30 protein-coding genes are annotated in these 26,927 nt (G+C 62.4%); 6 read left to right on the top strand and 24 right to left on the bottom strand.

Annotated features, from left to right (window positions below; all coding sequences use genetic code 11):
- Positions 1 to 15 precede the first annotated feature (15 nt).
- On the bottom strand, positions 16 to 399 hold the full coding sequence (locus AC0ZJQ_RS06550; protein ID WP_178099712.1) for a DUF2946 family protein: 384 nt from the start codon (positions 397 to 399) through the stop codon (positions 16 to 18).
- 322 nt (positions 400 to 721) lie between these two features.
- Between AC0ZJQ_RS06550 and leuA the strand changes: the two genes are divergently transcribed.
- From leuA to AC0ZJQ_RS06525, 5 genes are all read left to right on the top strand, one after another.
- Entirely contained in the window at positions 722 to 2,392 is a 1,671-nt protein-coding gene (gene leuA / locus AC0ZJQ_RS06545) for a 2-isopropylmalate synthase (protein ID WP_008568033.1), read from the top strand.
- A gap of 140 nt (positions 2,393 to 2,532) precedes the next feature.
- A complete protein-coding gene (locus AC0ZJQ_RS06540; protein WP_008568034.1) occupies positions 2,533 to 3,588 on the top strand; it encodes an NAD(P)-dependent alcohol dehydrogenase in 1,056 nt (351 codons plus the stop codon).
- 160 nt (positions 3,589 to 3,748) lie between these two features.
- On the top strand, positions 3,749 to 4,456 hold the full coding sequence (locus AC0ZJQ_RS06535) for an endonuclease (protein ID WP_008568036.1): 708 nt from the start codon (positions 3,749 to 3,751) through the stop codon (positions 4,454 to 4,456).
- A 72-nt stretch (positions 4,457 to 4,528) separates the two neighbouring features.
- Entirely contained in the window at positions 4,529 to 5,158 is a 630-nt protein-coding gene (locus AC0ZJQ_RS06530) for a DUF2238 domain-containing protein (RefSeq protein WP_008568038.1), read from the top strand.
- A 5-nt stretch (positions 5,159 to 5,163) separates the two neighbouring features.
- Complete coding sequence (locus AC0ZJQ_RS06525; protein ID WP_102827279.1) at positions 5,164 to 5,748, top strand: DUF2784 domain-containing protein; 585 nt, start codon at positions 5,164 to 5,166, stop codon at positions 5,746 to 5,748.
- 28 nt (positions 5,749 to 5,776) lie between these two features.
- On the opposite strand, the gene AC0ZJQ_RS06520 is transcribed toward AC0ZJQ_RS06525, so the two are convergent.
- The 21 genes from AC0ZJQ_RS06520 to trmJ form a co-directional block, all read right to left on the bottom strand.
- Positions 5,777 to 6,571 carry an amidohydrolase gene (locus tag AC0ZJQ_RS06520; RefSeq protein WP_167136484.1) on the bottom strand — a complete coding sequence of 265 codons (795 nt, stop codon included), beginning with the start codon at positions 6,569 to 6,571 and terminating at the stop codon, positions 5,777 to 5,779.
- Positions 6,559 to 7,707 carry a pyridoxal phosphate-dependent aminotransferase gene (locus tag AC0ZJQ_RS06515; protein ID WP_102827281.1) on the bottom strand — a complete coding sequence of 383 codons (1,149 nt, stop codon included), beginning with the start codon at positions 7,705 to 7,707 and terminating at the stop codon, positions 6,559 to 6,561. Before AC0ZJQ_RS06515 ends, AC0ZJQ_RS06520 begins: the two co-directional genes overlap by 13 nt.
- A gap of 92 nt (positions 7,708 to 7,799) precedes the next feature.
- On the bottom strand, positions 7,800 to 9,284 hold the full coding sequence (gene der, locus AC0ZJQ_RS06510; protein WP_102827282.1) for a ribosome biogenesis GTPase Der: 1,485 nt from the start codon (positions 9,282 to 9,284) through the stop codon (positions 7,800 to 7,802).
- Between the two features lie 106 nt (positions 9,285 to 9,390).
- Positions 9,391 to 10,539 (bottom strand): outer membrane protein assembly factor BamB, encoded by a 1,149-nt coding sequence (gene bamB, locus AC0ZJQ_RS06505; protein ID WP_476477525.1) that lies wholly within the window; start codon positions 10,537 to 10,539, stop codon positions 9,391 to 9,393.
- A gap of 3 nt (positions 10,540 to 10,542) precedes the next feature.
- The gene (locus AC0ZJQ_RS06500) at positions 10,543 to 11,184 is read right to left on the bottom strand and encodes a YfgM family protein (protein WP_213662979.1); all 642 of its coding nucleotides are present in this window, start codon (positions 11,182 to 11,184) and stop codon (positions 10,543 to 10,545) included.
- A 27-nt stretch (positions 11,185 to 11,211) separates the two neighbouring features.
- Positions 11,212 to 12,501, bottom strand: a complete 1,290-nt coding sequence (hisS, locus tag AC0ZJQ_RS06495) for a histidine--tRNA ligase (RefSeq protein WP_476477524.1) — start codon at positions 12,499 to 12,501, stop codon at positions 11,212 to 11,214.
- 16 nt (positions 12,502 to 12,517) lie between these two features.
- Positions 12,518 to 13,630: a flavodoxin-dependent (E)-4-hydroxy-3-methylbut-2-enyl-diphosphate synthase gene (gene ispG / locus AC0ZJQ_RS06490; RefSeq protein WP_476477523.1), complete on the bottom strand. Its 1,113-nt coding sequence runs from the start codon at positions 13,628 to 13,630 to the stop codon at positions 12,518 to 12,520.
- Between the two features lie 2 nt (positions 13,631 to 13,632).
- Positions 13,633 to 14,619: a RodZ domain-containing protein gene (locus AC0ZJQ_RS06485; protein ID WP_237264598.1), complete on the bottom strand. Its 987-nt coding sequence runs from the start codon at positions 14,617 to 14,619 to the stop codon at positions 13,633 to 13,635.
- On the bottom strand, positions 14,616 to 15,371 hold the full coding sequence (pilW, locus tag AC0ZJQ_RS06480; RefSeq protein WP_155552324.1) for a type IV pilus biogenesis/stability protein PilW: 756 nt from the start codon (positions 15,369 to 15,371) through the stop codon (positions 14,616 to 14,618). The genes AC0ZJQ_RS06485 and pilW overlap by 4 nt, the downstream gene beginning before the upstream one ends.
- Before the next feature lie 10 nt (positions 15,372 to 15,381).
- Positions 15,382 to 16,530, bottom strand: a complete 1,149-nt coding sequence (gene rlmN / locus AC0ZJQ_RS06475; RefSeq protein WP_237264600.1) for a dual-specificity RNA methyltransferase RlmN — start codon at positions 16,528 to 16,530, stop codon at positions 15,382 to 15,384.
- 19 nt (positions 16,531 to 16,549) lie between these two features.
- Entirely contained in the window at positions 16,550 to 16,981 is a 432-nt protein-coding gene (gene ndk / locus AC0ZJQ_RS06470; RefSeq protein WP_003288300.1) for a nucleoside-diphosphate kinase, read from the bottom strand.
- A 135-nt stretch (positions 16,982 to 17,116) separates the two neighbouring features.
- A complete protein-coding gene (gene iscX, locus AC0ZJQ_RS06465; RefSeq protein ID WP_003288298.1) occupies positions 17,117 to 17,317 on the bottom strand; it encodes a Fe-S cluster assembly protein IscX in 201 nt (66 codons plus the stop codon).
- A 16-nt stretch (positions 17,318 to 17,333) separates the two neighbouring features.
- Complete coding sequence (gene fdx, locus AC0ZJQ_RS06460; RefSeq protein WP_237264722.1) at positions 17,334 to 17,672, bottom strand: ISC system 2Fe-2S type ferredoxin; 339 nt, start codon at positions 17,670 to 17,672, stop codon at positions 17,334 to 17,336.
- A 5-nt stretch (positions 17,673 to 17,677) separates the two neighbouring features.
- Positions 17,678 to 19,540 carry a Fe-S protein assembly chaperone HscA gene (hscA, locus tag AC0ZJQ_RS06455; RefSeq protein ID WP_237264601.1) on the bottom strand — a complete coding sequence of 621 codons (1,863 nt, stop codon included), beginning with the start codon at positions 19,538 to 19,540 and terminating at the stop codon, positions 17,678 to 17,680.
- A gap of 42 nt (positions 19,541 to 19,582) precedes the next feature.
- Entirely contained in the window at positions 19,583 to 20,104 is a 522-nt protein-coding gene (gene hscB / locus AC0ZJQ_RS06450) for a co-chaperone HscB (RefSeq protein ID WP_008568053.1), read from the bottom strand.
- A 7-nt stretch (positions 20,105 to 20,111) separates the two neighbouring features.
- Positions 20,112 to 20,435, bottom strand: coding sequence for an iron-sulfur cluster assembly protein IscA (iscA, locus tag AC0ZJQ_RS06445; RefSeq protein WP_008568054.1), 324 nt, complete (start codon positions 20,433 to 20,435; stop codon positions 20,112 to 20,114).
- A 12-nt stretch (positions 20,436 to 20,447) separates the two neighbouring features.
- Entirely contained in the window at positions 20,448 to 20,834 is a 387-nt protein-coding gene (gene iscU / locus AC0ZJQ_RS06440; RefSeq protein ID WP_043296172.1) for a Fe-S cluster assembly scaffold IscU, read from the bottom strand.
- Between the two features lie 41 nt (positions 20,835 to 20,875).
- Positions 20,876 to 22,090, bottom strand: a complete 1,215-nt coding sequence (locus tag AC0ZJQ_RS06435) for an IscS subfamily cysteine desulfurase (RefSeq protein ID WP_043296170.1) — start codon at positions 22,088 to 22,090, stop codon at positions 20,876 to 20,878.
- 32 nt (positions 22,091 to 22,122) lie between these two features.
- Positions 22,123 to 22,614, bottom strand: coding sequence for a Fe-S cluster assembly transcriptional regulator IscR (gene iscR / locus AC0ZJQ_RS06430; protein ID WP_008568057.1), 492 nt, complete (start codon positions 22,612 to 22,614; stop codon positions 22,123 to 22,125).
- Positions 22,615 to 22,792: 178 nt separating this feature from the next.
- The gene (gene cysE, locus AC0ZJQ_RS06425) at positions 22,793 to 23,572 is read right to left on the bottom strand and encodes a serine O-acetyltransferase (RefSeq protein WP_054093817.1); all 780 of its coding nucleotides are present in this window, start codon (positions 23,570 to 23,572) and stop codon (positions 22,793 to 22,795) included.
- Positions 23,573 to 24,349, bottom strand: a complete 777-nt coding sequence (gene trmJ / locus AC0ZJQ_RS06420; protein WP_165595193.1) for a tRNA (cytosine(32)/uridine(32)-2'-O)-methyltransferase TrmJ — start codon at positions 24,347 to 24,349, stop codon at positions 23,573 to 23,575. It abuts the gene before it with no gap.
- 147 nt (positions 24,350 to 24,496) lie between these two features.
- Here trmJ and suhB point away from each other — a divergent pair, with 147 nt between their 5' ends.
- Positions 24,497 to 25,312 carry a type III secretion system regulator SuhB gene (suhB, locus tag AC0ZJQ_RS06415; protein WP_155552318.1) on the top strand — a complete coding sequence of 272 codons (816 nt, stop codon included), beginning with the start codon at positions 24,497 to 24,499 and terminating at the stop codon, positions 25,310 to 25,312.
- Positions 25,313 to 25,367: 55 nt separating this feature from the next.
- Here the strand turns inward: suhB and AC0ZJQ_RS06410 are convergent, their stop codons facing one another.
- Both AC0ZJQ_RS06410 and secF read right to left on the bottom strand, forming a co-directional pair.
- Complete coding sequence (locus AC0ZJQ_RS06410) at positions 25,368 to 25,901, bottom strand: glycine zipper 2TM domain-containing protein (protein ID WP_273526789.1); 534 nt, start codon at positions 25,899 to 25,901, stop codon at positions 25,368 to 25,370.
- 108 nt (positions 25,902 to 26,009) lie between these two features.
- Positions 26,010 to 26,918 (bottom strand): protein translocase subunit SecF, encoded by a 909-nt coding sequence (gene secF / locus AC0ZJQ_RS06405; RefSeq protein ID WP_273526812.1) that lies wholly within the window; start codon positions 26,916 to 26,918, stop codon positions 26,010 to 26,012.
- Positions 26,919 to 26,927: the final 9 nt, after the last annotated feature.

Genomic DNA, 26,927 nt, shown 5'->3' with positions numbered 1-26,927 from the left:
GGCGGCCTTGAAAATTCAACTCTGCAGATATGGCGGGGCGCGTGGATGGCCGCTGCTGCGGCGCTCGGCAGACGGCAGCGGCGCCTGCGGCAGGGCGTGGAAATAGGCAGGGCGATGCAGTGGCAGCGCCAGATCGACGGACAGGGTCAACGGCGGATTGAGCGTGAGCAACTCGCAATAGCCACACAGCTCCAAGGCCGTCAGCCAGGCCGGACCGTCACTGGAAAGCGCTCGATGGTGCGCGACCGCCTTGACCGGCGCGCCCTCCTCGGCGTGCTCATGCGCGGCGTGGTGATGCTCGCCCATGACCGCCGGTTCCGGCGGCGATACCTGGAGCGCGGAATACAGCGGGCCGACATGAATCATCAGCATGGCGAACAGGCCAAGCCAGATACTCAATGTCGAAAGCCCTTTGCGCGTCACCGACGAATCCCTTGTTCGAACAGGCTGATTTACCACCCACGGCGGGTGCGGCTGGATGATCGCATGTCACCGCACCGAAGTGGTGCGGCATGGCGCCGCACAACCACATAGCAAGCAAACAGACAATAAATTCCAGAAAATGAAATTATATTGCTGAAATTATATCTAGATGGTGCTTCCTGCCATTTTTCGAAGCGTTGTTGCAATTCGGCCACAGAAAACCATAACGTTCGTCTCATGAACGACTGCGGCGGCAGGTGACCCGATTCCCTGCCCGCGCCAACAACAGGGAAACGCCATGACCATGCTCAAGAATCCATCGACGAAATATCGCGCCTTTCCGACCCTCGCCATGCCGGACCGCACCTGGCCGTCGAAGACCATCACCCAGGCACCGATCTGGCTGAGCTCCGACCTGCGCGATGGCAACCAGTCGCTGATCGAGCCGATGGACGCGGCAAAGAAGATGCGTTTCTTCAAGACACTGGTCGCGGTAGGCCTCAAGGAAATCGAGGTCGGCTTCCCCTCCGCCTCGCAAACCGACTTCGACTTCGTGCGCGAGCTGATCGACGGCGGGCATATCCCCGACGACGTGACCATCCAAGTGCTGACGCAGGCTCGCGAGGATCTGATTACCCGCACGTTCGAGTCGCTCAAGGGCGCCAAGCAGGCGATCGTTCATTACTACAACGCCACCGCGCCGAGCTTCCGACGCATCGTCTTCAATCAGGACAAGGCCGGAGTGATCCAGATCGCCGTGAATGCCGGCCGGATCATCAAGCGCCTCGCCGAACAGCACCCCGAGACCGCATGGCGCTTCGAGTATTCGCCGGAGATCTTCAGCTCCACCGAGCCGGAGTTCGCCGTCGAGGTGTGCAACGCGGTGGTCGAGGTGTTCCAGCCGACCCCGGCGAACAAGCTCATTCTCAACCTGCCGGCCACGGTCGAGGCGGCCACGCCTAACGTCTACGCCGATCAGATCGAACACTTCTGCCGAAACATCGCGCGTCGCGACAGCGTGCTGGTCAGCCTGCACACCCACAACGACCGCGGCACCGGCGTGGCCGCCACCGAGCTGGGCCTGATGGCCGGCGCCGACCGTGTCGAGGGCTGCCTGTTCGGCAACGGCGAGCGCACCGGCAACGTCGACCTCGTCACCGTGGCGCTGAACCTCTACACCCAGGGCGTCAATCCGCAGCTGGATTTCTCCGACATCGATGCCGTGCGCAAGGTGGTCGAGGAATGCAATCAGCTGCCGGTCCACCCGCGCCACCCGTACGTCGGCGATCTGGTGCATACCGCCTTCTCCGGCTCGCACCAGGACGCGATCCGCAAGGGTTTCTCGCAGCAGGACCCGAACGGTATATGGGAAGTGCCCTACCTGCCGATCGATCCGGCCGACATCGGCCGCAGCTACGAGGCAGTGATCCGCGTCAACAGCCAGTCCGGCAAGGGTGGCATCACCTTCCTGCTCGAGCAGGAATACGGCATCAGTCTGCCGCGGCGCATGCAGATCGAGTTCAGCCAGGTGGTGCAGAAGGAAACCGATCGCCTGGGCCTGGAAATGAGCGCCAAGCAGATCTACGCGCTGCTGGAAGCGGAGTATCTGCAGGCGACTGCGCCGTACGCGCTCAAGGGCCATCGGCTGCAAGAGGAGAACGGCACCAGCGCGCTGGATGTCGAGGTGCTCGCCGATAACCAGTCGCAGCACTGGCGCGGCATCGGCAAGGGCCCGCTGGAAGCGCTGGTCGCCGCGCTGCCGGTCAAGCTGGAGATCATGGATTACCACGAGCACGCCATCGGCGCTGGCAGCAACGCCAAGGCCGCGTCCTACATCGAGGTACGACTGGATGGCGAGCGCCCGCTGCATGGCATCGGCATCGACGAAAACATCACCACGGCGAGCATCCGCGCGCTGTTCAGTGCCCTGAACCGTGCCTTGCGCGAAGCCGGGACGAAAGCGGCCTGAAGCGAAACCGCACGATCACAAGGGATGCCAAGGCATCCCTTTTTTTATCGCTGCTACAGCGTCCGTCAGCAACCACAGCCACGCGCCGGCGGTCTACCCTGTTCACCAATCCTCGCCCCCTCACCCACCAGGAGCTTCCCATGATCGATGCACAGGGCTATGCCGCCCAAGACCCCAACAGCCCGCTCGCACCTTACCGTTTCCAGCGCCGCTCGCCGGGCGAACACGATGTCGAGATCGAGATCCTGTTCTGCGGCGTGTGCCACTCCGACCTGCACACCGCACGCAACGAGTGGAACAACACCCTATATCCCTCGGTCCCCGGGCACGAGATCGTCGGCCGCGTCAGCGCCGTCGGCTCGGCAGTGAGCACCTTCAAGGTCGGTGACCTGGCCGGAGTCGGCTGCCTGGTCGACAGCTGCCGCAACTGCCCGTCCTGCGGCGAAGGACTGGAGCAGTACTGCGAAAACGGCTTCGTCGGCACCTACAACGGTCCGGCGTTCGGTGGCGGCGAAAACACCCTGGGCGGCTATTCGGACCGTATCGTGGTGGATGAGAAATACGTGCTGCGCATCCGCCACACCGATAACCTGGCCGCCGTCGCACCGCTGCTGTGCGCAGGCATCACCACCTATTCGCCGCTTCGCCAGTGGAAGGTTGGCCCGGGACAGAAGGTCGGCGTGGTCGGCCTCGGCGGGCTCGGCCACATGGCGGTGAAGATCGCCAACGCCATGGGCGCCCGAGTGGTGCTGTTCACCACCTCGCCGGACAAGAAGGACGACGCCCTGCGCCTGGGTGCCTCGGAAGTGGTGGTGTCGAAGAACAAGGACGAGATGGCCGCACACGTCAACAGCTTCGATTTCATTCTCAACACCGTCGCCGCGCCACATAACCTCGACGCCTTCGTCAACCTGCTCAAACGCGACGCCACCATGACGCTGGTTGGCGCGCCGGCCTCGCCACATCCTTCACCCAGCGTGTTCGGGCTGATCTTCAAGCGTCGGCGCATCGCCGGCTCGCTGATCGGCGGCATCGCCGAGACGCAGGAAATGCTGGATTTCTGCGCCGAGCACGGCATCGTCGCGGATATCGAGATGATCCGCATGCAGGACATCAACCAGGCCTACGAGCGCATGCTCAAGAGCGATGTGAAGTACCGCTTCGTGATCGACATGGCAACGCTCACCGCAGCCTGAACGGACTAACGCCCGCCCCGCTCTCCGAACGAGAGCGGGGGCAGCACGCCGTTCGTCGAAAAAATCACAACCAATTGTTTTTATTGGTCTTTCTCTCAACGCTGAGGGCTAATATGCCGCGCCGCATGGATGCGTTACTCGTTCGGTTGTCGAGAATGCCATGCGTCACTTCAGTCTTCTGCTGCTCCTTGTCTTCTGCGGTGCCGCCGCCCATGCCGACGCGCCGCGCACCTTTCGCGAAGCGAAAAAGCTAGCGTGGCAAATCCACGCCGAGCGCCCGGTGGATTTCTACTGCGGCTGCCGCTACCGCGGTAATCGCATCGACCTTGCCAGCTGCGGCTATGTACCGCGCAAACAGCCACAGCGCGCCGCTCGCGTGGAGTGGGAGCATATCGTCCCAGCCTGGGTGATCGGCCATCAGCGACGCTGCTGGCAACGGGGCGGACGCAAGCACTGCACCGCCAACGATCCGGTATTCAGCCGTGCCGAAGCCGATCTGCACAACCTGGTTCCGGTGGTCGGCGAGGTCAACGGCGACCGCAGCAATTTCGGTTTCGGCATGCTTCCGGCCCGGCCAGGGCAGTACGGCGAATGCCCCATGGTGGTGGATTTCAAGCAGCGCACGGCGATGCCGCCCGAACGCAGCCGCGGCGCTATCGCCCGCACCTACCTGTACATGAGCGAGCGTTACCAGCTACGCCTGTCCCGCCAGGACCGGCGGCTCTACGAGCTGTGGAATCGCCGCTACCCAGTCAGTGAATGGGAGCGCTGGCGCAACCAGCGCGTTGCCTGCGCGCAGGGCAATGCCAACCACCATGTCGGGACCGTCAATCTGCAGCGTTGCACCGGCGACTTCGCCAGTCGCTGAGTCAGCCGGACAGCTTGTCGCCGTTCATCGGCAGCGGCATGCTGTGGGCATCGATACCATTGCCAGGACGCCATGCAGAACAACACGCTTTACGTCACCCTCGGCCTGATCGTGCTGCTGGCGCTCATCCTCTCTGGCATCCAGCCTTATGACCGTGCGACCTGGCTGCTGGAAGTCAGTCCGGTGCTGCTCGCCACCCCCGTGCTGCTGGCGACCCATCATCGTTTCCCGCTAACTCGCCTGCTCTACGTCCTGATCGCCTTCCATGCGCTGGTACTGATCCTCGGCGGCGCCTACACCTATGCCCGGGTTCCGCTGGGCTTCTGGGTCCAGGAGCTGTTCGACCTGCAGCGCAACCCCTACGACAAACTCGGCCATTTCATGCAGGGGCTGGTGCCGATGCTGGTGGCGCGCGAAATCCTGCTGCGGCAGCGCTACGTGACGCCTGGGGCGATGCTGAATTTCCTGGCTATCTGCGTGGCGTTGGCGATCAGTGCGTTCTACGAGTTGATCGAGTGGTGGGTAGCGCTGATCGCCGGTGGTGGTGCCACCGACTTCCTCGGTACCCAAGGCGATCCCTGGGACACGCAGTCGGACATGCTGCTGGCCTTACTCGGCGCCAGCGCGGTGCTGCTCGGCATCGATCGTCTGCAGGACCGGCAGATCGCCGTGCTCGAGACGCATAACAAGCCCGAAGGCTGATCGCCATGCCCTACCGCCTCGGCGCCGACGCACTGCTGATCCTACATCTGGGATTCGTGCTGTTTGCCCTGTTCGGCGGACTGCTGGTGGCGCGCTGGCGCGGCTTGCTGCCGATTCATCTGCTGGCGATGGGCTGGGCGATCTACGTCGAGCTGGCCGACCGCGGTTGCCCCCTTACCTACTGGGAACAGGCGCTACGCCAGCTGGCTGGCGAGACGGGCTACAGCGAAGGATTCATCGAACACTACGTGCTGCCGCTGCTTTATCCAGACTGGCTGACGCTGCCGGTGCAATACGTGTTGGCCGGCGTGGTGCTGATCATCAATGTGCTGGTTTACGCGTGGGTCTGGCAGCGCAGACGCCGGCCGCGCGACGCATCCACCGAGCACGCCCGCTCGTTGCACGCTCCGGTCGAACAGCCTGCCGCTCAACCGCAAAGAGCGCCTTGCTGGGCGCTCTACCGGATCGATGACAACGGCAACGAAGTGGAAATGCACCGTTTCAGCGATTACCGCGCAGCCGAACAGGCGATGCATGACTACGAACAGCGCGGGCACAAGCAGGCCTACCTGCTGCGCGCGGTGCGCTAGCGCCGCAGCTTGCCTTCCCGGCGCCGCGTCAGAGCTGTAACTCGAAGGCGTCGCCGTCGTGATAGGCCGGGAAGCGCTCACGGAACGCTGCCAGATCGCGCGCACGCAACGTGCAACGCAGAACGCCGTCGCGCTCGCCGGCATCAAGGAGGGTATCGCCCTTGAAATCCAGCACCTGGCTGTCGCCACTGTAGGCGTGTCCCTTGCCATCCTCGCCGATACGGTTGACCGCAGCGACGAAACACAGATTCTCGATCGCGCGCGCCGGCAGCAGACGGCTCCACGCATCACGGCGGGCAGCCGGCCAGTTGGCGGTGTACAGCAGCAGGTCGGTACCGTGCGGGTCGCGACTCCAGACCGGGAAGCGCAGGTCGTAACAGATAAGCGGACGCACCCGCCAGCCGTTCAGCTCGAATACTGCCTGCTGAGCCCCCGGCGTGTAATGCCGATGCTCGCCGGCCATGCGGAACAGGTGGCGCTTGTCGTAATGCAGCATCTGGCCATCAGGACGCGCCCAGAGCAGGCGGTTGCGATGGCTGCCATCGGCGGCCTCGACGATCAGGCTACCGGTCACCACCGCATCGAGCCGTATCGCCTGCTCACGCAGCCATGCGTAACTCGGCCCCTCCTCCGGCTCGGCCAGCGCCGCCGCCTCCATCGAGAAACCGGTGGTGAACATCTCTGGAAGGATGACCAGATCGGCGCCGCGGGCCTGCTCCAGCATGGCGGCGAAGCGCTCACGGTTGGCCGGCGCGTCCTGCCAGACCAACGAGGTCTGGACCAGCGCCAGTTCGAGATCGGGCAGGTTGTTCAGATCGCGCATAGTCGTTCCGCCGCCTGACGCAGCGTCTCCTCTCGTTTGGCAAAGCAGAAGCGCACCAGCCGCAGCCCCTGCGGCGGCCGCTGGTAGAACACCGAAATCGGGATGCTGGCCACGCCGTGCTCGCGGGTGAGCCACTGGGCCATCGCCACGTCGTCAAGGTCCGGACGAATGGCCGAATAGTCGATCAGCTGAAAATAGGTACCCGCGGCCCGCTCGAATCGCAGGCGCGAGCCGGCCAGCAGGTCGCAGAACAGATCGCGCTTGGCCTGGTAGAACGCCGGCAATTCGACGATGTGTTCGGGATGCCCGGCCATGAAATCGGCCAGCGCCCACTGCAACGGCGTCACTGCGGTGAAACTGACGTACTGATGCACTTTGCGCAGCTCGTCCGTCAGCGCCGGCGGTGCCACTACATAGCCGGTCTTCCAGCCGGTAACGTGATAGGTCTTGCCGAACGAGCTCACAACAAAGGCACGCTGGTACAGCTCGTCATGGCGCAACACGCTGGCGTGTGCACGACCATCGAACACCAGATGTTCGTAAACCTCATCGCTGAGCAGATAGATGTCACGCCCGCGGATCAGCTCGGCGAGGCGATCCAGCTCGCTGCTTTCGATCAGCGCACCGCTGGGATTGTGCGGGGTATTCAGCACAATCATCCGTGTGCGCGGCGTGAGCGCGTCAGCCAGGCGCTGCCAGTCGATCCGGAAGTCCGGCAGGGTCAGCGGCTGGTGGATGCACACACCGCCGGCCAGCTGCACGGCCGGCTCGTAGCTGTCGTAGCAGGGATCGAACACGATGACTTCGTCACCGGCGCGAACCACTGCCTGGATCGCGCAGAATATCGCCTGGGTGGCACCGGGACTGATGGTGATCTCGCGATCGGCGCAGGCGTTTCGACCGTAAAGCGAACGCACCTTGACCGCCACCTGCTCGCGCAAGGCTGGCAGGCCGGTCATCGGTGCGTACTGGTTGTGCCCGGCCATGACGTGCCGCGCCAGCGCCTCGCGCAGTGCCAGCGGGCCGTCGAAATCCGGGAAGCCCTGCGACAGGTTGAGCGCGCCGGTTTCGGCGGCGAGCTGCGACATGGTGGTGAAGATGGTGGTGCCGACGTTGGGCAGTTTGCTGGTAATCATCGATACAAAACGCCAGGGACCCGGGGCTTGGAGTGAGACCGAGCATGCACGCCGCCGCCCGGCCCGTCCAGCCTCTGCCCCGGCGCTCGCCGCTAGCGCTTCTTGTCGCGGCGCTTCTTCTCGGCCTTCTTGTGATGGCTCATCAAGCGGCGTTTCTTGTTGACCTGGCGATCGGTGAGGGTGTTCTTCTTGCCCTCGTACGGGTTCTCACCGCCCTTGTATTCGATGCGGATCGGCGTGCCGACCAGCTTCAGAACACGTCGGTAGGTGTTCTCCAGATAACGCGAGTAGGACTTCGGCACCGCATCGACCTGATTGCCGTGGATCACGATCAGCGGCGGGTTGGCGCCGCCCAGGTGCGCATAGCGCAGCTTGATGCGGCGGCCGGCGACCATTGGCGGCTGGTGCTCGCGCACCGCGTCCTCGAGGATTTGCGTCAGGCGGCTGGTTGGCCAGCGAGTAACCGCGGAGGTGAACGACGCCTGCACCGACTTGTACAGGTGCCCGACCCCGGTGCCATGCTTGGCCGAGATGAAGTGGATATCGGCGAAGTCGACGAAGAACAGGCGGCGTTCCAGCTCGGTCTTCACGTAGTCCTTCTCACCCGGCTCCATGCCATCCCACTTGTTCAGCGCGATGACCAGCGCACGGCCGGTTTCCAGTACGAAGCCGAGCAGGTTGAGATCGTGCTCGACAACGCCCTCACGGGCATCCATGACGAAGATCACCACGTTGGCGTCCTGGATCGCCTGCAGTGTCTTGACTACGGAGAACTTTTCCACCGCCTCGAAGATCTTGCCGCGCCGGCGCACGCCGGCGGTGTCGATCAGCGTGTACTTCTCGCCATCGCGCTCGAACGGAATGTAGATGCTGTCGCGCGTGGTGCCAGCCTGGTCGTAGACGATGACCCGCTCTTCGCCGAGCATGCGGTTGACCAGCGTCGACTTGCCGACGTTAGGCCGGCCGATGATGGCGATCTTGATGCCATCCTTCTCGCTAGGCCCGGGGATGCGCTTGGCCTCCTGCCCCTCCGCAACCTCCTCGGCTACCTCGCCTTCAACCGCCTCGCCCTCTTCGGCGTTGTCCTTGGGGAAGATGCCCAGCGCCGCGTCCAGCATGTGGCTGATGCCGCGACCGTGCGCCGCCGCGATGGGCAGCGCATCGCCCAGCCCCAGCGGGCTGAACTCCGCCCGCGCGAGATCCGGGTCGACGGTGTCGACCTTGTTCGCGACCAGGAAGCTGCGCTTGTTCCGCTTGCGCAGGTGCTCAGCGATCATCTGGTCGGCGGCAGTCAGCCCCGCACGCGAGTCGACCATGAACAGCACCGCATCAGCCTCTTCGATGGCCTGCAGCGACTGTTCGGCCATTTTCGCGTCGATGCCTTCCTCGTCACCGGAAATGCCCCCGGTGTCGATCACGATGTAGGTGCGCCCCTGCCATTTGGCCTCGCCATACTGGCGATCACGGGTCAGGCCGGCGTACTCGGCGACGATGGCGTCGCGGCTCTTGGTGAGCCGATTGAACAGGGTGGATTTGCCGACGTTCGGACGCCCCACCAGAGCTATTACGGGAACCATGCGGCTCTCCATTGCGATATTTCAGAAAACACGAAGGCCGCTGCAAGGCAGCGGCCATACAATCGAACGCTCCGCGGCGGCGGAGCGTCAGGACGACTCCGGCGTATCAGTCGTCTCGGCGGATGGTCAACGCGACCAGCTTGCCGTCATTGCTGAATACGTACAGCCAATCGCCCTCGACAACCGGGCGCGCGCGCAGTCCGGAGCTGTCGATACGCTCACGGGCCACGAAACGCCCATCCACCTGGCTCAGCAGATGCAGATAGCCTTCACGGTCGCCCACCAGCACGTAACTGGAAAACACCGCCGGAGCCGAAAGCTGGCGGCGCGCCAGTGCATCGTTGCTCCACAACGCCGTGGTGGAACGTTCGTCGACACCCTCCACGGTGCCGCTGGCGAGGCTCAAATAGACGCTACCGTAGCCCAGTGCAACGCCGGAATAGGTGGAAGCATCGCGTTGCCACTGGATACGGCCGCTTTCGACATCCAGCGCCGCCGCACGCCCCTGGTAGGTGGCGACATACAGCGTACCGCCGGACAGCAGCAGGCCACCGTCGATATCCACCACACGCTCCAGCTCGGAACGTCCCTGCGGGATCGCCACACGCTGCTCCCACACCGGCAGACCGCGGCGCGTATCCAGCGCGATGACCTTGCCGTTGGACAGACCGGCAATCGCCAGCTGATTGGTCAGTACCGGCGCGCCGGTGCCGCGCAGGGTGAGTACCGCTGGCGAGCCTTCGTAGCTCCAGCGCTGCGCGCCAGTGTCGATTTCCAGTGCGATCAGACGATCATCCTGGGTCTGCACCAGCACGATGTCGCCGTTCACCGCCGGAGCGGCCAGCACCTCACTGCTGACCCGACTGCGCCAGCGCTCCTCGCCGCTGGCGACGTCCAGCGCGATCACCTCGCCGCGCAGCGTGCCGACCAACACCAGACCATAGCCCGCACCGACCGCACCGGAAACCGGCACTTCGAGGTCGGTCTTCCAGTTGACCTTGCCGGTCAGGCGATCTACGGAAACCACCAGGCCCTCGACGTCGGCAGCATAGATTTGCTCGCCGTACACCGCAGGCACCAGCAGGCTGTAGGTTTCGCCCTGGCCCTCGCCAATCGAGCGGCTCCATTGCTTCTGTAGTTCGACCTCGGCTTCAAACTTGGTCAGCTCCGCAGGCTCCGGCTCTTTCGTGTCATTGCTGCTGCACCCGGCGGCCAGTACGGCGAAGGTCAGCAACGCGGCAGTCTTCCAGCGCATCGGTTACGCCTCCCCTCGGGCCAGATCGTCCAGCTTCAGCTGCAGACCGCCGATTGCGGCATCCTGCGACAGCGCCTGTTTGGCCTTGGTATAGGCGGCATGCGCCTCGTCCACGCGGCCCAGCTGCACCAACAGATCACCGCGCAGCTCCTCGCGGCTGGCGGCGAAGGCCTTGTCGGCCTCGCCTTCGAGCAGTTTGAGGGCATCTTCTGCCTTGTCCTGCGCCGCCAGCACACGTGCCAGGCGCTGACGCGCCAGCTCGCCGAGCGTTGCGTCGGCAGGCTTGTCGACAATTGCGCGCAATTCGGCAGCGGCTTCGTCCAGACGGCCGCCCTCAACCGCCACCTTGGCGACAAACAGGCTACCGTACTGAGCGTAATGAGTACCGGCAAAGTCCTGCTTCAGCTGATTGCCCAGGCGCGCCACTTCCGCGGCGTCCGCCTTGCCGGACTCCAGCGCAGCCGTCAGCAGCTGCTGGTACAGCCCGGATGCGTTATACGCCTGGTTGAGCTGATGGTTCTGCCAGAACTGCCAGCCGAACACCAGCGCCACGGCGAGAGCGCCACCCGTGAGCAAAGGCTTGCCGTTGCGCTGCCACCAATCCTTGATTTGTGCCAGTTGTTCTTCTTCGGTACCCGAGGTCACGCTGTCACTCCTTCCATTCGCTTAGTCTCAGACCTGCTCGAGGCAGGCAGCCAGACGCTCGGGTAGAGCATCCCAGGCAATGCTTTGTTGTTCGCTGTCATCGCGCAGCGGCTTGCAACCTACCACGCGCCCGGCAAGTTCGTCCTCACCGAGAATCAGCGCGAAATGTGCGCCGCTCTTGTCGGCCTTCTTGAACTGACTCTTGAAGCTGCCAGAGCCGGCATTGACCAGCAGACGCAGGCCCGGTAAGGCGTCGCGCAGACGCTCGGCCAGACCGAGTGCCGCCAGTTCGGCCGCTTCGCCGAATGCGCAGATGAACGCGTGCGGCGGCTGATTCAGCGTTGCGGGGACCAAGTCGAGGGTTTCCAGCAGCAGCACCAGGCGTTCGACGCCCATCGCGAAGCCGACTCCCGGGGTGGGCTTGCCGCCGAACTGGCTAACCAGCCCATCGTATCGGCCGCCGGCACAGACCGTTCCCTGCGCGCCGAGCTTGTCGGTCACCCACTCGAACACCGTGCGGCCGTAATAATCGAGTCCGCGCACCAGCTTCGGGTTGATCTCGTAGGCGATACCGACCGCATCCAGGCGCGCCTTCAGCCCGTCGAAATGCTCGCGTGACTCCTCATCGAGGTAGTCGTGCAGCGTCGGCGCATCGGTCAGCAACGCTTGGGTCTGGACATTTTTGCTGTCGAGGATGCGCAGCGGGTTGGTAGTCAGGCGGCGCTGGCTGTCTTCGTCGAGCTGATCGAACCGCTGCTGCAGGTAGGCGACCAGCGCGTCGCGATAACGTACACGCGCTTCGCTGGAGCCAAGGCTGTTGAGCTGCAGCGTCACCGCTTCGCTCATGCCGAGCTGTTTCCACAGACGAGCGGTGAGCACGATCAGCTCGGCGTCTACGTCCGGGCCAGGCTGATTGAACACTTCCACGCCGATCTGGTGAAACTGACGATAACGCCCCTTCTGCGGTTTCTCGTAGCGAAACATCGGGCCGGTGTACCAGAGCTTCTGCACCTGGCCGCCGCCGGTTAGGCCGTGTTCGAGTACCGCGCGCACGCAGCCGGCAGTACCTTCTGGACGCAGCGTCAGCGATTCGTCGTTGCGATCACGAAACGTGTACATCTCCTTGTCGACGACATCGGTTCCTTCACCGATGCCACGGGCGAACAGTTCGGTGTATTCGACGATGGGCAGGCGGATTTCGCTATAGCCGTAGCTGTCGAGCAGCTGCGCAAAAGTGCCCTCCAGGTAGCGCCAGAGCGGAGTCTGCGCCGGCAGGATGTCGTTCATGCCACGAATGGCTTGCAGGGACTTGCTCAAAGGAATTCCTTAACAATCAACTACGGGCAATGAGCGCGGCATCCGCTTCGAGCTTCTCGGCCGCCTTGCGGCGGATCAGCTGCTCCAGCTCGTCAACCAGATTCTCGTTGTTCAGCTTCTGCGCCGGCTTGCCGTCGATATACACCAGGTTGCTCGGGCTGCCGCCGGTCAGGCCGATATGCGCCTCCTTGGCTTCGCCTGGGCCGTTGACCACACAGCCGATGACCGCTACGTCCAGCGGCACCAGCAGATCCTCGACGCGCGCCTCCAGCTCGTTCATGGTCTTGACCACGTCGAAGTTCTGCCGCGAGCAGCTGGGGCAGGCAATGAAGTTGATGCCTCGCGAACGCAGGTGCAGTGATTTGAGGATATCGAACCCAACCTTGATCTCTTCCACCGGATCGGCAGCCAGCGAAACACGGATGGTGTCGCCGATGCCCTCGGCGAGCAGCATGCCCAGTCCGACTGCCGACTTCACCGTTCCGGAGCGCAGCCCGCCGGCCTCGGTGATCCCCAGATGCAGCGGCTGCTCGATCTGCTTGGCCAGCTGACGGTAGGCCTCGACCGCCATGAACACATCGGAGGCCTTCACGCTGACCTTGAAGTCGGGAAAGTTCAGCCGATCCAGATGCTCGACATGGCGCAGCGCCGACTCGACCAGCGCCTCGGGCGTCGGCTCACCGTATTTCTTCTGCAGGTCCTTCTCCAGCGAACCGGCGTTGACGCCGATGCGGATCGGAATGCCGCGGTCGCGCGCAGCCTCGACTACCGCGCGCACCCGATCCTCGCGACCGATGTTGCCCGGGTTGATGCGCAAACAATCGACACCCAGTTCGGCCACGCGCAGGGCGATCTGGTAATCGAAATGGATATCCGCGACCAGCGGCAACTGAACCTGCTGTTTGATCTGCCCAAAAGCCTCGGCGGCCTCCATCGACGGCACCGAGACGCGCACGATATCGGCACCGGCATCTGCCAGGCGACGAATCTGTCCGACAGTCGCTTCGACATCGCACGTCTCGGTGTTGGTCATGCTCTGCACGGAGATCGGCGCATCGCCGCCGACCGCAACGTTGCCTACCCAGATCTTGCGAGATGGGCGACGTTTGATGGGAGACTCTGAATGCATGCTTACTGCCCCAGCTTGATACGCGCCGTCTCGCCGCGAACATACGAGGCAAGATCCACGGCCGCGCCGTTGTAACTGACCTGCGCGCCGCGCGCGTAGCCCAGATGGACATCGAGCGGCGCCTTGCCGGTGACGCTGTGCTCGCTGCCAGCCTTGGCCAGGCCGCTATAGAGCACGCGACCGTCGGCATCGGTCACCCTGGTCCAGCAATCGGCACTGAACTGCAGGACCAGACGACCCTCACCAGCGGCGGGCACCACTGCCGGCTCCGACGGAGTCTCGGTGACTGGCGCGCTCACCTGGGTTTCCGGCGCGGCGCTGGTCTGCGGCTCGGCAACTTCCGATACCGACTGATCGACAACGGTGTTTGCCTCATTAGCCGGAGTCGACATGCCCTGCTCGTCAGGCTGCGGCGTAGACTCGGTCGTCGACGGTTGTTCGTCTGTTGTGGGTAGCGGAGCGTCCGCGACCTCCTCCTGGTCTTCCGGCCGATCGAGCAGATGAATCTGCGTGGTACCGTCGGCCGTTTCCACTTCGATACTGTCCAGCGCTGTCACCGCAGGCGCGGTCTCTGGCTGCTGGATACGCTCTTGCCACCAGTAAAAACTGGCGCCCGCCACGACCAGCAGTAGAGCAAAGCCGAAGAACCGCAAAACGCTTCGCGACAGTCGTCCGGGCTCTTCGATGCGCCCCAGGCTGGTGACATTGCTGCCAGTGGCGCTGGTGCCAGTATGCTGATCGAACTCCTGAACGAGCCGGTTAGGGTCCAGTTCCAGCAGTTTGGCGTAGGCTCTGACGTATCCACGGGCAAAGGTATGCCCCGGTAACTGGCTGAAATCGCCAGCCTCGATCTGCGCGACCGAGCGGGCCGTCAGATTGAGCTGCTGGGCAACGGACGCCAACGACCAGCCCTTGCTCTCGCGAGCCTGGCGCAGGGTTTCACCCGGATTGGCGCCCATCGGGGCAGCCTCGTGGTTCGGCGCTGTCATCGTTGCTCCGAAAGGTATTGCTGATATTCGGCCGTGCCGGGATACAGACGCTTGAGCTGCAGCGCCAGACTGGCTGCCCTGTCGCGATCCCCGTGGATATCGGCCAGACGGATACCGAGCAGCAGGCTACGGGCGTTCTGCTCGGCAAGTTGGCTGTAGCTGTCGTAGTAGGCCTTGGCAGGGACGTACTGTTTGGCGTCATAGGCCATCAGCGCGAGTTCCAGCAGCGCGCCAGGCTGACGACTGTCCAGGCGCAGCGCACGAGTGAAATACTTCTCGGCCTGCTCCGGCTGGTTCAGCTTCAACGCGGTCATGCCCATGTTCTGGAAGACCCGCGCACGCTCGGGATACAGATTGTCTTCCGAGGCCTGGGTGAATCGTTCGAGCGCTTCGGCATAGCGTTTCTGCTCGAACAGAAAACTGCCGTAGTTGTTCAGAATCCGCGCGTCTCGACGACTGGCCAGCGCTTCGCGGTAATGCTTATCGGCCAGCTCATTTTCCATTTCCGTCTGGAATACCAACGCCAGCGCCGCGTGTGCATCAGCGCTGCGCGGATCGAGCTCCAGAGCCTTGCGCAGTGGCGTCTTAGCCCGCGACGCGGTGCCCTGCTGTACGTAGCCGATACCCAGCTGAATGTAGGCATCGCGTGCCTGCTGGCGCCCTTCTTCGGTTTTCAGCGGATCGACAGTGCCGGTCGAAACACAGCCAGTCAGGCCGGCCAATAGCAACAGCAGCGCAACGCGCAAGGTCATCAGTACCCCCTCAGGATCGGTTCGAAGCAGCGCGCGCGGTATCGGGCTCGGTCTGCAGTTCACGCACGGCGATGTAGCGCTCGCTACGGCGGGTGCGGTCCAGCACCTGACCGACGAGCTGGCCGCAAGCGGCATCGATGTCTTCGCCGCGGGTCGTACGCACCGTCACATTGTGCCCGGCTTTGTGCAGGATGTCCTGAAAACGCCGGATGGCATTGTTGCTGGGGCGCTCATATCCGGAATGAGGGAATGGATTGAATGGAATCAGATTGATCTTGCAGGGGATTTTCGCCAGCAGCGCAATCATCTGCTCGGCATGTTCGGGCTGATCGTTGACACCCTGCAGCAGGGTGTACTCGATGGTCAGCACGCGCTTCTCGCCAAGTCGCGAAATGTAACGCTGACAGGATTCCAGCAGCATCTGCAGCGGATACTTTTTGTTGATCGGCACCAACTGGTCACGCAACGCATCGTTCGGCGCGTGCAACGACAGCGCCAGAGACACATCAATGACCTTGGCCAGCTCATCGATCATCGGCACGACACCAGAAGTCGAGAGCGTAACCTTGCGTTTGGAGATACCGTAACCGAGGTCGTCCATCATGATTTGCATGGCGGCAACCACGTTATCGAAATTCAGCAGTGGCTCGCCCATGCCCATCATCACCACGTTGGTGATGGCGCGGTCGACTTTCGCCGGGACGGTGCCGAAGGATTTGTTGGCAATCCACACCTGACCGATCACCTCGGCGGCGGTGAGGTTGCTGTTGAAGCCCTGTTTGCCGGTGGAGCAGAAGCTGCAATCCAGCGCACAGCCTGCCTGGGACGATACGCACAGCGTGCCACGTCCAGCCTGGGGGATGTAGACGGTTTCGACACAGCTACCCGAAGCAACGCGCACGACCCATTTGCGGGTGCCGTCGCTGGAAATGTCTTCACTGACGATTTCCGGGCCGCGTATCTCGGCACAGGCCTTGAGCTTTTCGCGCAAGGTCTTGCCGATGTTGCTCATGGCGTCGAAATCATCGACACCAAAATGGTGAATCCACTTCATCACCTGACCGGCACGGAAGCGCTTCTCCCCAATCGACTCGAAGAAGCTTTCCAGCTGCGGCTGGGTCAGGCCCAGCAGATTCACCTTACCGGTCGTGGCAATCATAGGATTCACCTTCGCTCAATCAGCGAATGCGTGCGCACACTTCGGTGGCCGCGAAGAAGTAGGCGATCTCGCGTGCAGCGGAGGCTTCCGAGTCGGAACCGTGCACGGCGTTCTCGTCGATGGAGACAGCGAAGTCAGCGCGGATGGTGCCAGCGGCGGCTTCTTTCGGGTTGGTGGCGCCCATCAGTTCGCGGTTCTTGGCAATGGCGTTCTCGCCTTCCAGAACCTGAACGATGACTGGACCGGAAGTCATGAAGGCAACCAGATCCTTGAAGAAGCCGCGCTCGCTGTGCTCGGCGTAGAAGCCAGCGGCTTCACGCTCGGACAGCTGAACCATCTTGGAAGCGACGACGCGCAGGCCGGCCTTCTCGAAACGGGTGGTGATTTCGCCGATCACGTTCTTGGCGACGGCATCGGGCTTGATGATGGAGAAGGTGCGTTGCAGGGCCATGTAGGACTCCAAAACTGATGGGTTAAAGCGAACGAACAAACCCGCGAATCATACGCGGGTTCGGGTCAAAACATAAGGGTAGTCGGCAGCCAGAGGTTCGAGCGAAGCCGTATCGGCGCCAGGGAGAGTCGCCGATTATTGCGCCTCTTCGATCCAGGCGGCCTGGATGGCTTCCAACACTTTCTCGCCGCCACGCTGTGGATCATCGGAAAAATCCGGCAGCTCCAGCACCCAGCGATGCAGTTCAACGAAGTTCACGTAGCGCGGGTCGACCTCAGGCCGCGCTTCGGCCAGCTCGATGGCGATATCCAGTACATCGGTCCAATGCAGACTCATGAATGACGCCCTCGCCTCAATGCCCTTCGGAAACCTGGTTGATGGTGTATTTAGGGATTTCCACGACCAGATCGGCCTTGTCGACCACAGCCTGACAGGACAGGCGCGAGGTCGACTCCAGCCCCCAGGCCTTGTCCAGCATATCGTCCTCGAGCTCATCGGACGGTTCCAGACTGGCGAAACCTTCGCGGATCACTACGTGGCAAGTGGTGCAGGCACAGGATTTCTCGCAGGCGTGCTCGATCTCGATGCCGTTGCGCAGCGCGGCATCCAGTACGGTTTCGCCGGCTTGCGCCTCGATCACAGCGCCTTCTGGGCAGTGCTCGGCATTGGGCAGGAAGATGATCTGCGGCATCTGGGTCATTCCTCGATATCGTTGAGCCGTCGTCCGGCCAGCGCGGCCTTGACGGTTGAATCCAGTCGACGCGCAGCGAAGGCATCGGTGATCTGGCTGAGTCGCTTGCTCTGGCGCTCGATCGCAACGCCGTCCTGACTGTCGAGCAGCGCGCGCAGCGCATTCATCTGCTCTTCGATGGCTTCGCGCTCCTCGGCACTCAGCAGTCGCTCGCCATCAGCCGCCAGCGCCGCCTCCACGGCCTCCAGCAGCCGCTGGGCATCCACCAGCTGTTCGCGCAGGGCGCGGGCCCGCTTGTCCTCACCGGCCTTGCGGAAGGAGTCCTCGAGCATGCGCGCAATCTCGCCGTCGGTCAGCCCGTAGGACGGCTTGACCTGGATGCTCGCCTCGACGCCCGAGGTCAGCTCGCGCGCCGAAACACTCAGCAACCCGTCGGCGTCTACCTGAAACGTCACACGGATCTTCGCCGCCCCCGCCACCATCGGCGGAATGCCGCGCAGTTCGAAGCGCGCCAGCGAACGACAGTCGGCGATCAGTTCGCGCTCACCCTGCAGCACGTGAATCATCATGGCCGACTGGCCATCTTTATAGGTGGTGAAGTCCTGGGCGCGTGCAACCGGAATGGTGGTGTTGCGCGGGATGATCTTTTCCATCAACCCACCCATCGTCTCCAGGCCCAGCGACAATGGAATCACATCGAGCAGCAACAGTTCGTTGCCGTCACGATTGTTGCCGGCAAGCGTTTCGGCCTGGATCGCGGCACCGATTGCCACTACTTCGTCCGGATCGATATCGGTCAGCGGCTCGCGACCAAACAACTGCCCAACCAGACTGCGTACCAGCGGAACCCGCGTCGAACCGCCGACCATGACGACTGCACTGACTTCATCCGCCTCAACAGCGGAATCGCGCACGGCACGCCGACAGGCCTTGAGGCTGCGCGCAACCATTGGCTCGATCAGCGCATCGAACGTCGCCCGATCCAACTGGCCCTGCCAGCCCGCATAGCTGACCGGTGCGCTATCGGCATCGCTCAGACGCTCCTTCGCGGCACAGGCAATCTTCAGCAGCTCGCGCTGCGCACCTGGCTCGAGGTCACCGGAAATACCGGCCTGATCGAGAATCCACCCGGCCACGGCGTGATCGAAATCGTCACCACCCAGCGCAGTATCACCGCCGGTGGCCAGCACTTCGAACACACCCTTGGTCAGGCGAAGAATGGAAATATCGAACGTGCCGCCGCCCAGATCGTAGATCGCGACCACGCCCTCGGCCTGCCGGTCGAGGCCATAGGCAACCGCCGCAGCGGTCGGCTCGTTGAGCAGGCGCAAAACATTCAGCCCGGCCAGCCGCGCCGCATCCTTGGTAGCTTGGCGTTGCGCATCATCGAAGTACGCCGGCACCGTGATCACCGCCCCCACCAACTCTCCGCCAAGCGTCGCCTCGGCGCGCTCGCGCAGCGCTCGCAGTATCTCCGCGGAAATCTCCACCGGACTCTTGGGCCCCTGCACCGTCTCAATGAACGGCATCTGCGACTCGCCCCCGCTGAAGCGATAGGGGAGCTGCTCACCCAACTGCTTCACGTCGGCAAGGCCACGCCCCATGAGGCGCTTGACCGAGCTGATGGTATTGAACGGATCGCTCGCAGCCGCGACCTTGGCGGCGCGCCCCACTTCGACGCGGTCGGCGTGGTAGCGCACGACCGAAGGCAATATCACCTGCCCATCGGCATCCGCCAGCGGTGCCGTGACACCACTGCGCAGAGCAGCTACCAGCGAATTGGTGGTGCCCAGATCTATTCCGACGGCAAGGCGCCGCTGGTGAGGCTGAGGGCTTTGTCCGGGCTCGGCAATCTGAAGTAAGGCCATATCTGTCTGATGTCGAGCGCAGCGCCAGGCGCCACGCGAAGGTTAATCGTCGAGGCGCTCTTCGAGTTGGCGCACTTCCTGGGACAGCTTGTCGAGAAACTGCATGCGGCGCACCAGGCGCTCGGCCTCTTCCCGCGCTGCAGCATCGCGCCAGATCTGCGCGAAACGCTCATCCAGCGCGCGTTGGGCATCCTTGAGGCGCACCTTGAAAGTGGCGACCCCCGGGAGGTCGACCTGCTCATGCAATGCCTCTAGCTCTTCACGCCAATGCATCTGCTGCATGAGGAACTCCGGGTCCTGCACAGTGGCTTCCAGGGGCAGGTCGTGCCCCTGCAGGCTCAACAGATAGCGCGCACGACGAGCCGGCGCCTTGAGCGTCTGGTATGCCTCATTGAGGTTCGCCGAACGCTCCAGCGCCTGACGCTGCTCGGACTCGCCGGCGTCAGCAAAACGGTCGGGGTGAACCTGACGCGCCAGATTTCGATAGCGCTCCGACAGGTCGTTCAGATCGAGATCGAACTCCGGTTGCAGATCGAAAAGCGCGTAATGACAGGGATTGCCCACAGCGTCCTCAGATATTGAAGCTCTCGCCGCAGCCGCATTCGCCACGCACGTTGGGGTTATTGAACTTGAAGCCTTCGTTTAGCCCTTCGCGGACGAAATCGAGCTCGGTACCGTCAAGATAAACGAGGCTTTTCGGATCGATGATGACCTTGACGCCATGACTTTCGAACACCGCATCCTCAGCACCGGTTTCATCGACGAATTCCAGCACATAGGCCAACCCGGAGCAGCCGGTGGTCCTGACGCCCAGCCGCACGCCTACGCCCTTTCCACGCCCCTGCAACGAACGATTGACATGCTGGGCCGCGGCTTCGGTCATGGTGATAGCCATCGACAAACCTCCTTAGAGCAGGCCTTTCTTCTCGCGATAGTCGCGCACGGCGGCCTTGATCGCGTCTTCGGCAAGTACCGAGCAGTGAATCTTCACTGGCGGCAGCGCCAGCTCTTCGGCGAGCTGGGTGTTCTTGATGGTTTCTGCCTCCTCCAGCGTCTTGCCCTTCATCCACTCGGTAGCGAGGGAGCTGGAGGCAATGGCCGAACCACAGCCATAGGTCTTGAACTTGGCGTCTTCGATGATGCCCTGCTCGTTGACCTTGATCTGCAACCGCATCACGTCGCCGCATGCCGGCGCACCGACCATGCCGGTGCCGATGTTCGGATCTTCGGCGTCGAACTTGCCGACGTTACGCGGATTTTCGTAGTGGTCGATGACCTTTTCACTGTAAGCCATGATGCAATCCTCTCTGAATCAAGCGTTGCGGAGCCGACGGCTCAGTGGGCCTGCCACTCGACCTTGGAAATGTCGACACCGTCTTTGAACATGTCCCACAGGGGAGACAGCTCACGCAATTTGGTTACCGCTTCGCTGACCTTCTGCGCTGCGTAATCGACCTCTTCCTCCGTGGTGAAACGTCCGAAGGTGAAGCGAATCGAGCTGTGCGCCAGTTCGTCGTTGCGCCCCAGGGCGCGCAGCACGTAAGAGGGCTCGAGCGAGGCGGAGGTACAGGCTGAACCGGAGGAAACCGCCAGGTCCTTGAGCGCCATGATCAGCGACTCGCCTTCTACATAGTTGAAGCTGAGGTTGAGGTTGTGCGGCACCCGCGCGGTCATGCTGCCATTCACATACAGCTCCTCCAGGTGCTCGACCTGCCTAAAGAAGCGGTCGCGCAAGGCGCGAATATGCTCGCGCTCCTGAACCATCTCCTCCTTGGCAATCCGGAAGGCTTCGCCCATCCCGACCAGCTGATGGGTCGCCAGCGTACCGGAACGCATGCCGCGCTCATGTCCACCACCATGCATCTGCGCCTCGAGACGCACACGCGGCTTGCGACGCACATAAAGCGCACCCACACCCTTCGGCCCATAGGTCTTGTGTGCCGAGAACGACATCAGATCGACCTTCATCGCCTCCAGATCGATCTCGACCTTACCAGTGGACTGCGCGGCATCGACATGGAACAGCACGCCGCGGGCACGGGTCAGCTCGCCGATGGCGGCGATATCGTTAATGGTGCCAATCTCGTTATTCACATGCATCACCGACACCAGGATGGTGTCCTCGCGCAACGCTGCTTCAACCATCGCCGGCGTGATGATGCCGTCCTCGCCCGGCTCGATGTAGGTCACCTCGAAGCCTTCGCGCTCGAGCTGGCGAGTGGTATCCAGAACTGCCTTGTGCTCGATCTTGGTGGTGACGATGTGCTTGCCCTTGCTGGCATAGAAATGCGCCACACCCTTGATCGCAAGGTTGTCGGACTCGGTAGCACCGGAGGTCCAGACGATTTCACGGGGATCGGCATTCACCAGCTCCGCCACCTGGCGACGAGCATTCTCCACCGCCTCTTCGGCGCGCCAGCCGAAGGCATGCGATCGGGAAGCCGGGTTACCGAAATTGCCGTCGATAGTCAGGCACTCGATCATCTTCGCGGCAACACGGGGATCAACTGGAGTGGTGGCGGAATAATCCAGGTAAATCGGCAGTTTCATTCGCTTGTCTCCTAATCAGGCGGTCGTCCGGCTCATTCGATGGCGGACGCTTCGATCTTATCCAGCTGCGGTGAGCCACCGTTGGCGCGCCGCATGTCCTGGCGCAACGCAACCTGCTGCACATCCTGGCGCTTGACCAGATCAGCCAGGCTGATGCTGCTTAGAAATTCATGTATCTGCTGACTCAGATCGCACCATAGGTGGTGAGTCAGACAGGTATCCCCGGAATGACAGCCTCCGAGCCCCTGGCAGCGAGTGGCATCAACCGACTCATTAACGGCATCGATTACCTGAGCGACCTGGATACCCGCCATGTCGCGCGAGAGCTGATAGCCGCCACCAGGTCCACGCACACTGGTGACCAGGCTGCCACGCCGCAACTTGGCGAACAGCTGTTCAAGATAGGAAAGCGAAATGCCCTGCCGCTCCGAAATATCGGCGAGGGAAACCGGTCCATGCTGCGCATGTAGCGCCAGATCGAGCATGGCGGTCACTGCATAACGGCCTTTAGTGGTCAATCGCATCGGCTTGCACCAAGCATCACGGTTTGGATGCGATTATGCTATTTCCGAGTATTTAGGTCAACTATATGCCCCATTAAATTACTCAGGAATTGGTTCTACGATCCGAGCGCGCGAAAAGTGGACCGAGCAGTCACGCCGGAAAGGCCGGCATGATAGCAGCTGCCCACCGGCGCACGCATCAAGAGCGCGGGACATCCTCTTCGGCCGCCTTGACCTCGGTGAAGTCCTCTTCGCGCAACTGCGGCAGGTCCTCAGCGCAATAGTCGCTCCCCAGCGCCTTAAGCGCCCCGCACATGCCTTCCAGGCGGTCTTCCACTGCCTGAACGTGATCGAGCAGCTGCCCGATCGCACGCGCAACAGGATCCGGCATGTCGCCGCTGACACCGTACGCATCGAAGCCGATTTTTTCCGCTATTGCCTTGCGCTTGGCTTCTTGCTCGTCATCCGACTTCACGATGATGCGGCCCGGAATGCCCACCGCGGTCGCCCCGGCCGGCACTGCCCGAGTTACCACGGCATTCGAGCCGATCTTGGCGCCAGCGCCCACCGTAAATGGCCCGAGAATCTTGGCGCCAGCACCGACGATCACCCCATCCTCCAACGTCGGATGGCGCTTGCCCTTGTTCCAGCTGGTACCACCTAGCGTGACGCCGTGATAGAGCGTGACATCGTCGCCGATCTCGGCTGTCTCGCCGATCACGATCCCCATGCCGTGATCAATGAAGAAGCGCCGACCGATACGTGCCCCCGGATGAATCTCGATGCCGGTCAGCCAACGCCCCAGGTTCGAGCTCATACGCGCCAGCAGCTTCCATTCGCGCACCCAAAGCCAGTGCGAAAAGCGGTGGATCCAGATCGCGTGCAGGCCCGGATAGCAGGTAACGACCTCCAGCGAGTTACGCGCAGCCGGGTCGCGATGAAATACGCTCTGGATGTCTTCGCGCATGCGTTCGAACATTTATTCCTGCCTCCGCTTGTGGGGCTCGCCGCGAACAGCCTTCTGTGTCTCGGTGAGAATACCGCGCAGAATATTCATTTCCAGCTTGCTGATGCCACTGCGCCCGTAAAGCCGACGCAGACGCGGCATCAGATGGCGAGGCTTGGCAGGGTCGAGGAAGCCGATCTCGATTAACGTCTGCTCTAGGTGACCGAAATAGTGCTCAAGCTCGTCCGCCGTTACAGGCTGGACATCGAGCATCGCCGTGGTTTCGAGCTTTTCCATCTTGGTGGGCTGCCCCTGCGCGGCGAGCCATGCCATGCGCACTTCATAGGTCAGCACCTGCACCGCGGCAGCCAGGTTCAGCGAGCTGAATTCCGGACTGGAGGGAATGTGCACATGGAAATGGCAGCGCTGCAGCTCCTCGTTGGTGAGCCCGGCATATTCACGACCGAATACCAGAGCCACCTCACCACCCCGCTCAGCCTGCTCAAGACTTGCTGTTGCGCATTCGCGCGGATCAAGCAGCGGCCAGGGGATACGGCGGTCGCGGGCGCTCGTTCCAAGCACCAGCGTACAGCCTACCAGCGCCTCCTCGAGTGTCGCCACGACCTGGGCGCCATCGAGGATGTCAGTAGCACCGGAGGCCCGGGCCACCGCATCCGAGCTGGGAAAATCCTCCGGATCGACCAGCACCAGACGTGACAGGCCCATGTTCTTCATGGCGCGAGCCGCACCCCCGATGTTGCCGGCATGACTGGTGTTGACCAGCACCACACGGATATTTTGCAGCGACACTGTGGTTTCTCGGCGCGAAAAAACGGACTCAAAGCTTACCGCAGCACGGCGCCAGCCATCCAGCAAACGCAGTACATCGCCCGCTACATGCGCGACGGCTTTCCTGATAGAATTTCCGGCTTTCTTTAAACGACCAGGTATTGATCCATGCAGCCCATGCTGAATATCGCGCTGCGCGCCGCCCGCAGCGCCGGCGAACTCATTGTCCGTTCCACCGAGCGCCTGGACGTCATTTCGGTCAGCGAAAAGGACAGCAAGGATTACGTCAGCGAGATCGATCGCGCTGCCGAACAGGTGATCGTCAATGCGCTGCGCAAGGCCTACCCGAACCACGGCATTCTCGCCGAAGAAAGCGGGCTGCTCGAAGGCAGCGGCGACGGCAGCGACTACCTGTGGATCGTCGATCCGCTGGACGGCACTACCAACTTCCTGCGCGGCGTTCCCCACTACGCCGTGAGCATCGCCTGCAAATACCGCGGGCGCTTGGAGCATGCCGTGGTGCTCGACCCGGTACGCCAGGAAGAATTCACCGCCAGCCGTGGCCGCGGCGCAGCACTCAATGGTCGCCGCCTGCGTGTCAGTTCGCGCAAAAGCCTGGAGGGCGCGCTGCTCGGAACCGGCTTTCCGTTCCGTGACGGCCAACTGGACAATATCGACAGCTACCTGAACATGTTCCGCAGCCTGGTCGGACAGACCGCCGGCCTGCGCCGCGCAGGTGCTGCAAGCCTGGACCTGGCCTATGTGGCGGCCGGCCGTTACGACGCGTTCTGGGAATTCGGTCTTTCCGAGTGGGACATGGCAGCCGGAGCCCTGCTGATCCAGGAAGCCGGCGGACTGGTCAGCGACTTCGCCGGCGGTCACGAATTCCTGGAAAAGGGCCAGATCGTGGCAGGCAACACCAAGTGCTTCAAGGCGGTACTGACCGCCATCCAGCCTCACCTGACGCCGTCGCTCAAACGCTGAGACGAATAAAAAACGCCCCGATTGGGGCGTTTTTTATTTCGGGCTAAACCTGAAATTACTGTTGCGACAATACCAACTGGCCATCGCGTACCGGGATGGTGTCGCCCGGCTCTCGATCCATACGGATCTGCCCCACCTCACCCGCCAGATCGTACTTAACGTCGTAGCCAACGATACGATCTTCAACGTCGGTCACGGTGTCGCAGCGCGTTTCAGTCGTCGTATAGGTGTCGCCAGCCTGCATGTTGCCCTGAATCTTGTTGCCTGCATAACCGCCGGCGGCCGCGCCAGCCACGGTGGCGATCTTCTTGCCATTGCCACCACCAATCTGGTTGCCCAGCAGACCACCAGCCACCGCACCGATTACCGTACCGGCGATCTTGTGCTGGTCCTGAACAGGGCGCTGCCGTGTCACCGCAACGTCCTTACAGACCTCGCGGGGTGTCTTGATGGACTCCGTTACAGCCTTGACCGCCAGGACCTTAGCAAACTCCGGCTCACGATCGACCAGACTATAGGTCGCTAACGCCCCACCCGCAGTCGCCACAACCGCACCCAGAATCGCCCCTGTCACCATTGACTTGTTCACTTCTTGCTCTCCTTCTGCAGAGCGCAGCCTGCCTGTGCCGATCAGACAGGCTGGAGCGCAAAAAGTTTCCTCAATGCAGGCGCGCTGCGTGCCGGATGCGTGGCGCGATCAGGGGCGCTCATCTATCTCGCTGGCAGCCGGTGGCATGAGGTCGGCGGCAGTCAGCTTCAGCCATACCAACACCGTTGCCCCGATATAAACAGACGAGTAGGTACCCACCACCACGCCGATCAGCAGGGCCAGCGCGAAGTTGGCGAGCGTGTCCCCACCGAAGACCAGCAACGCGATGAGCGCGAGCGCCGTGGAGAAAGAGGTCGCCATCGTCCGCAACAGCGTCTGGGTAACCGAGATATCGATGTTCTCGATCAGATCCGCCTTGCGCAGTACACGGAAATTCTCGCGAATCCGATCGTAAATGATGATCGTGTCGTTGAGCGAATAACCGATCATTGCCAGGACCGCCGCCAAAACCGTCAGGTCAAACGGAATCTCGAAAAACGCGAGAATACCCAAAGTCAGAATGGTGTCGTGCGCCAGCGAGGCGATCGCCCCGACCCCGAACTTCCATTGGAAGCGGAATGCGAGATAAACCATGATCCCGCCCAGTGCCAGGAGCATCGCCAGGCCACCCTGATCGCGCAGCTCCTCACCGACTTGGGGGCCGACGAATTCGACACGCTTTACCTCAAAACGGGCCGAAGGATCGATGGTCTTCAACGCCGCACTGATCTTGCTGCCCAGCTGCGGATCATCGCCGGCCAGGCGGATCAGTACATCTGTGGTCGCACCGAAACTCTGAACCACCGCATCGGCATACCCCGCCTGGCCCAGTTCACGCTTGATCACTTCCAAATCGGCCGGCTGCTCATACTGCAGCTCGATCAACGTACCGCCGGTAAAATCCAGGCCGAAGTTGAGGCCCTTGCCGATAAGCGCCACCAGGCCGACGACAGTCAGCAGTAGCGTGATGGCGAACGCGATATTGCGGATCGCCATGAAACGAATGGTGTTCTTGATCATGGCCGT

The sequence above is a fragment of the Stutzerimonas sp. 21-1 genome, assembly GCF_056336065.1.
Note: the sequence above shows the minus strand (reverse complement) of the source record. Positions and strands in the feature narration are given on the sequence as shown.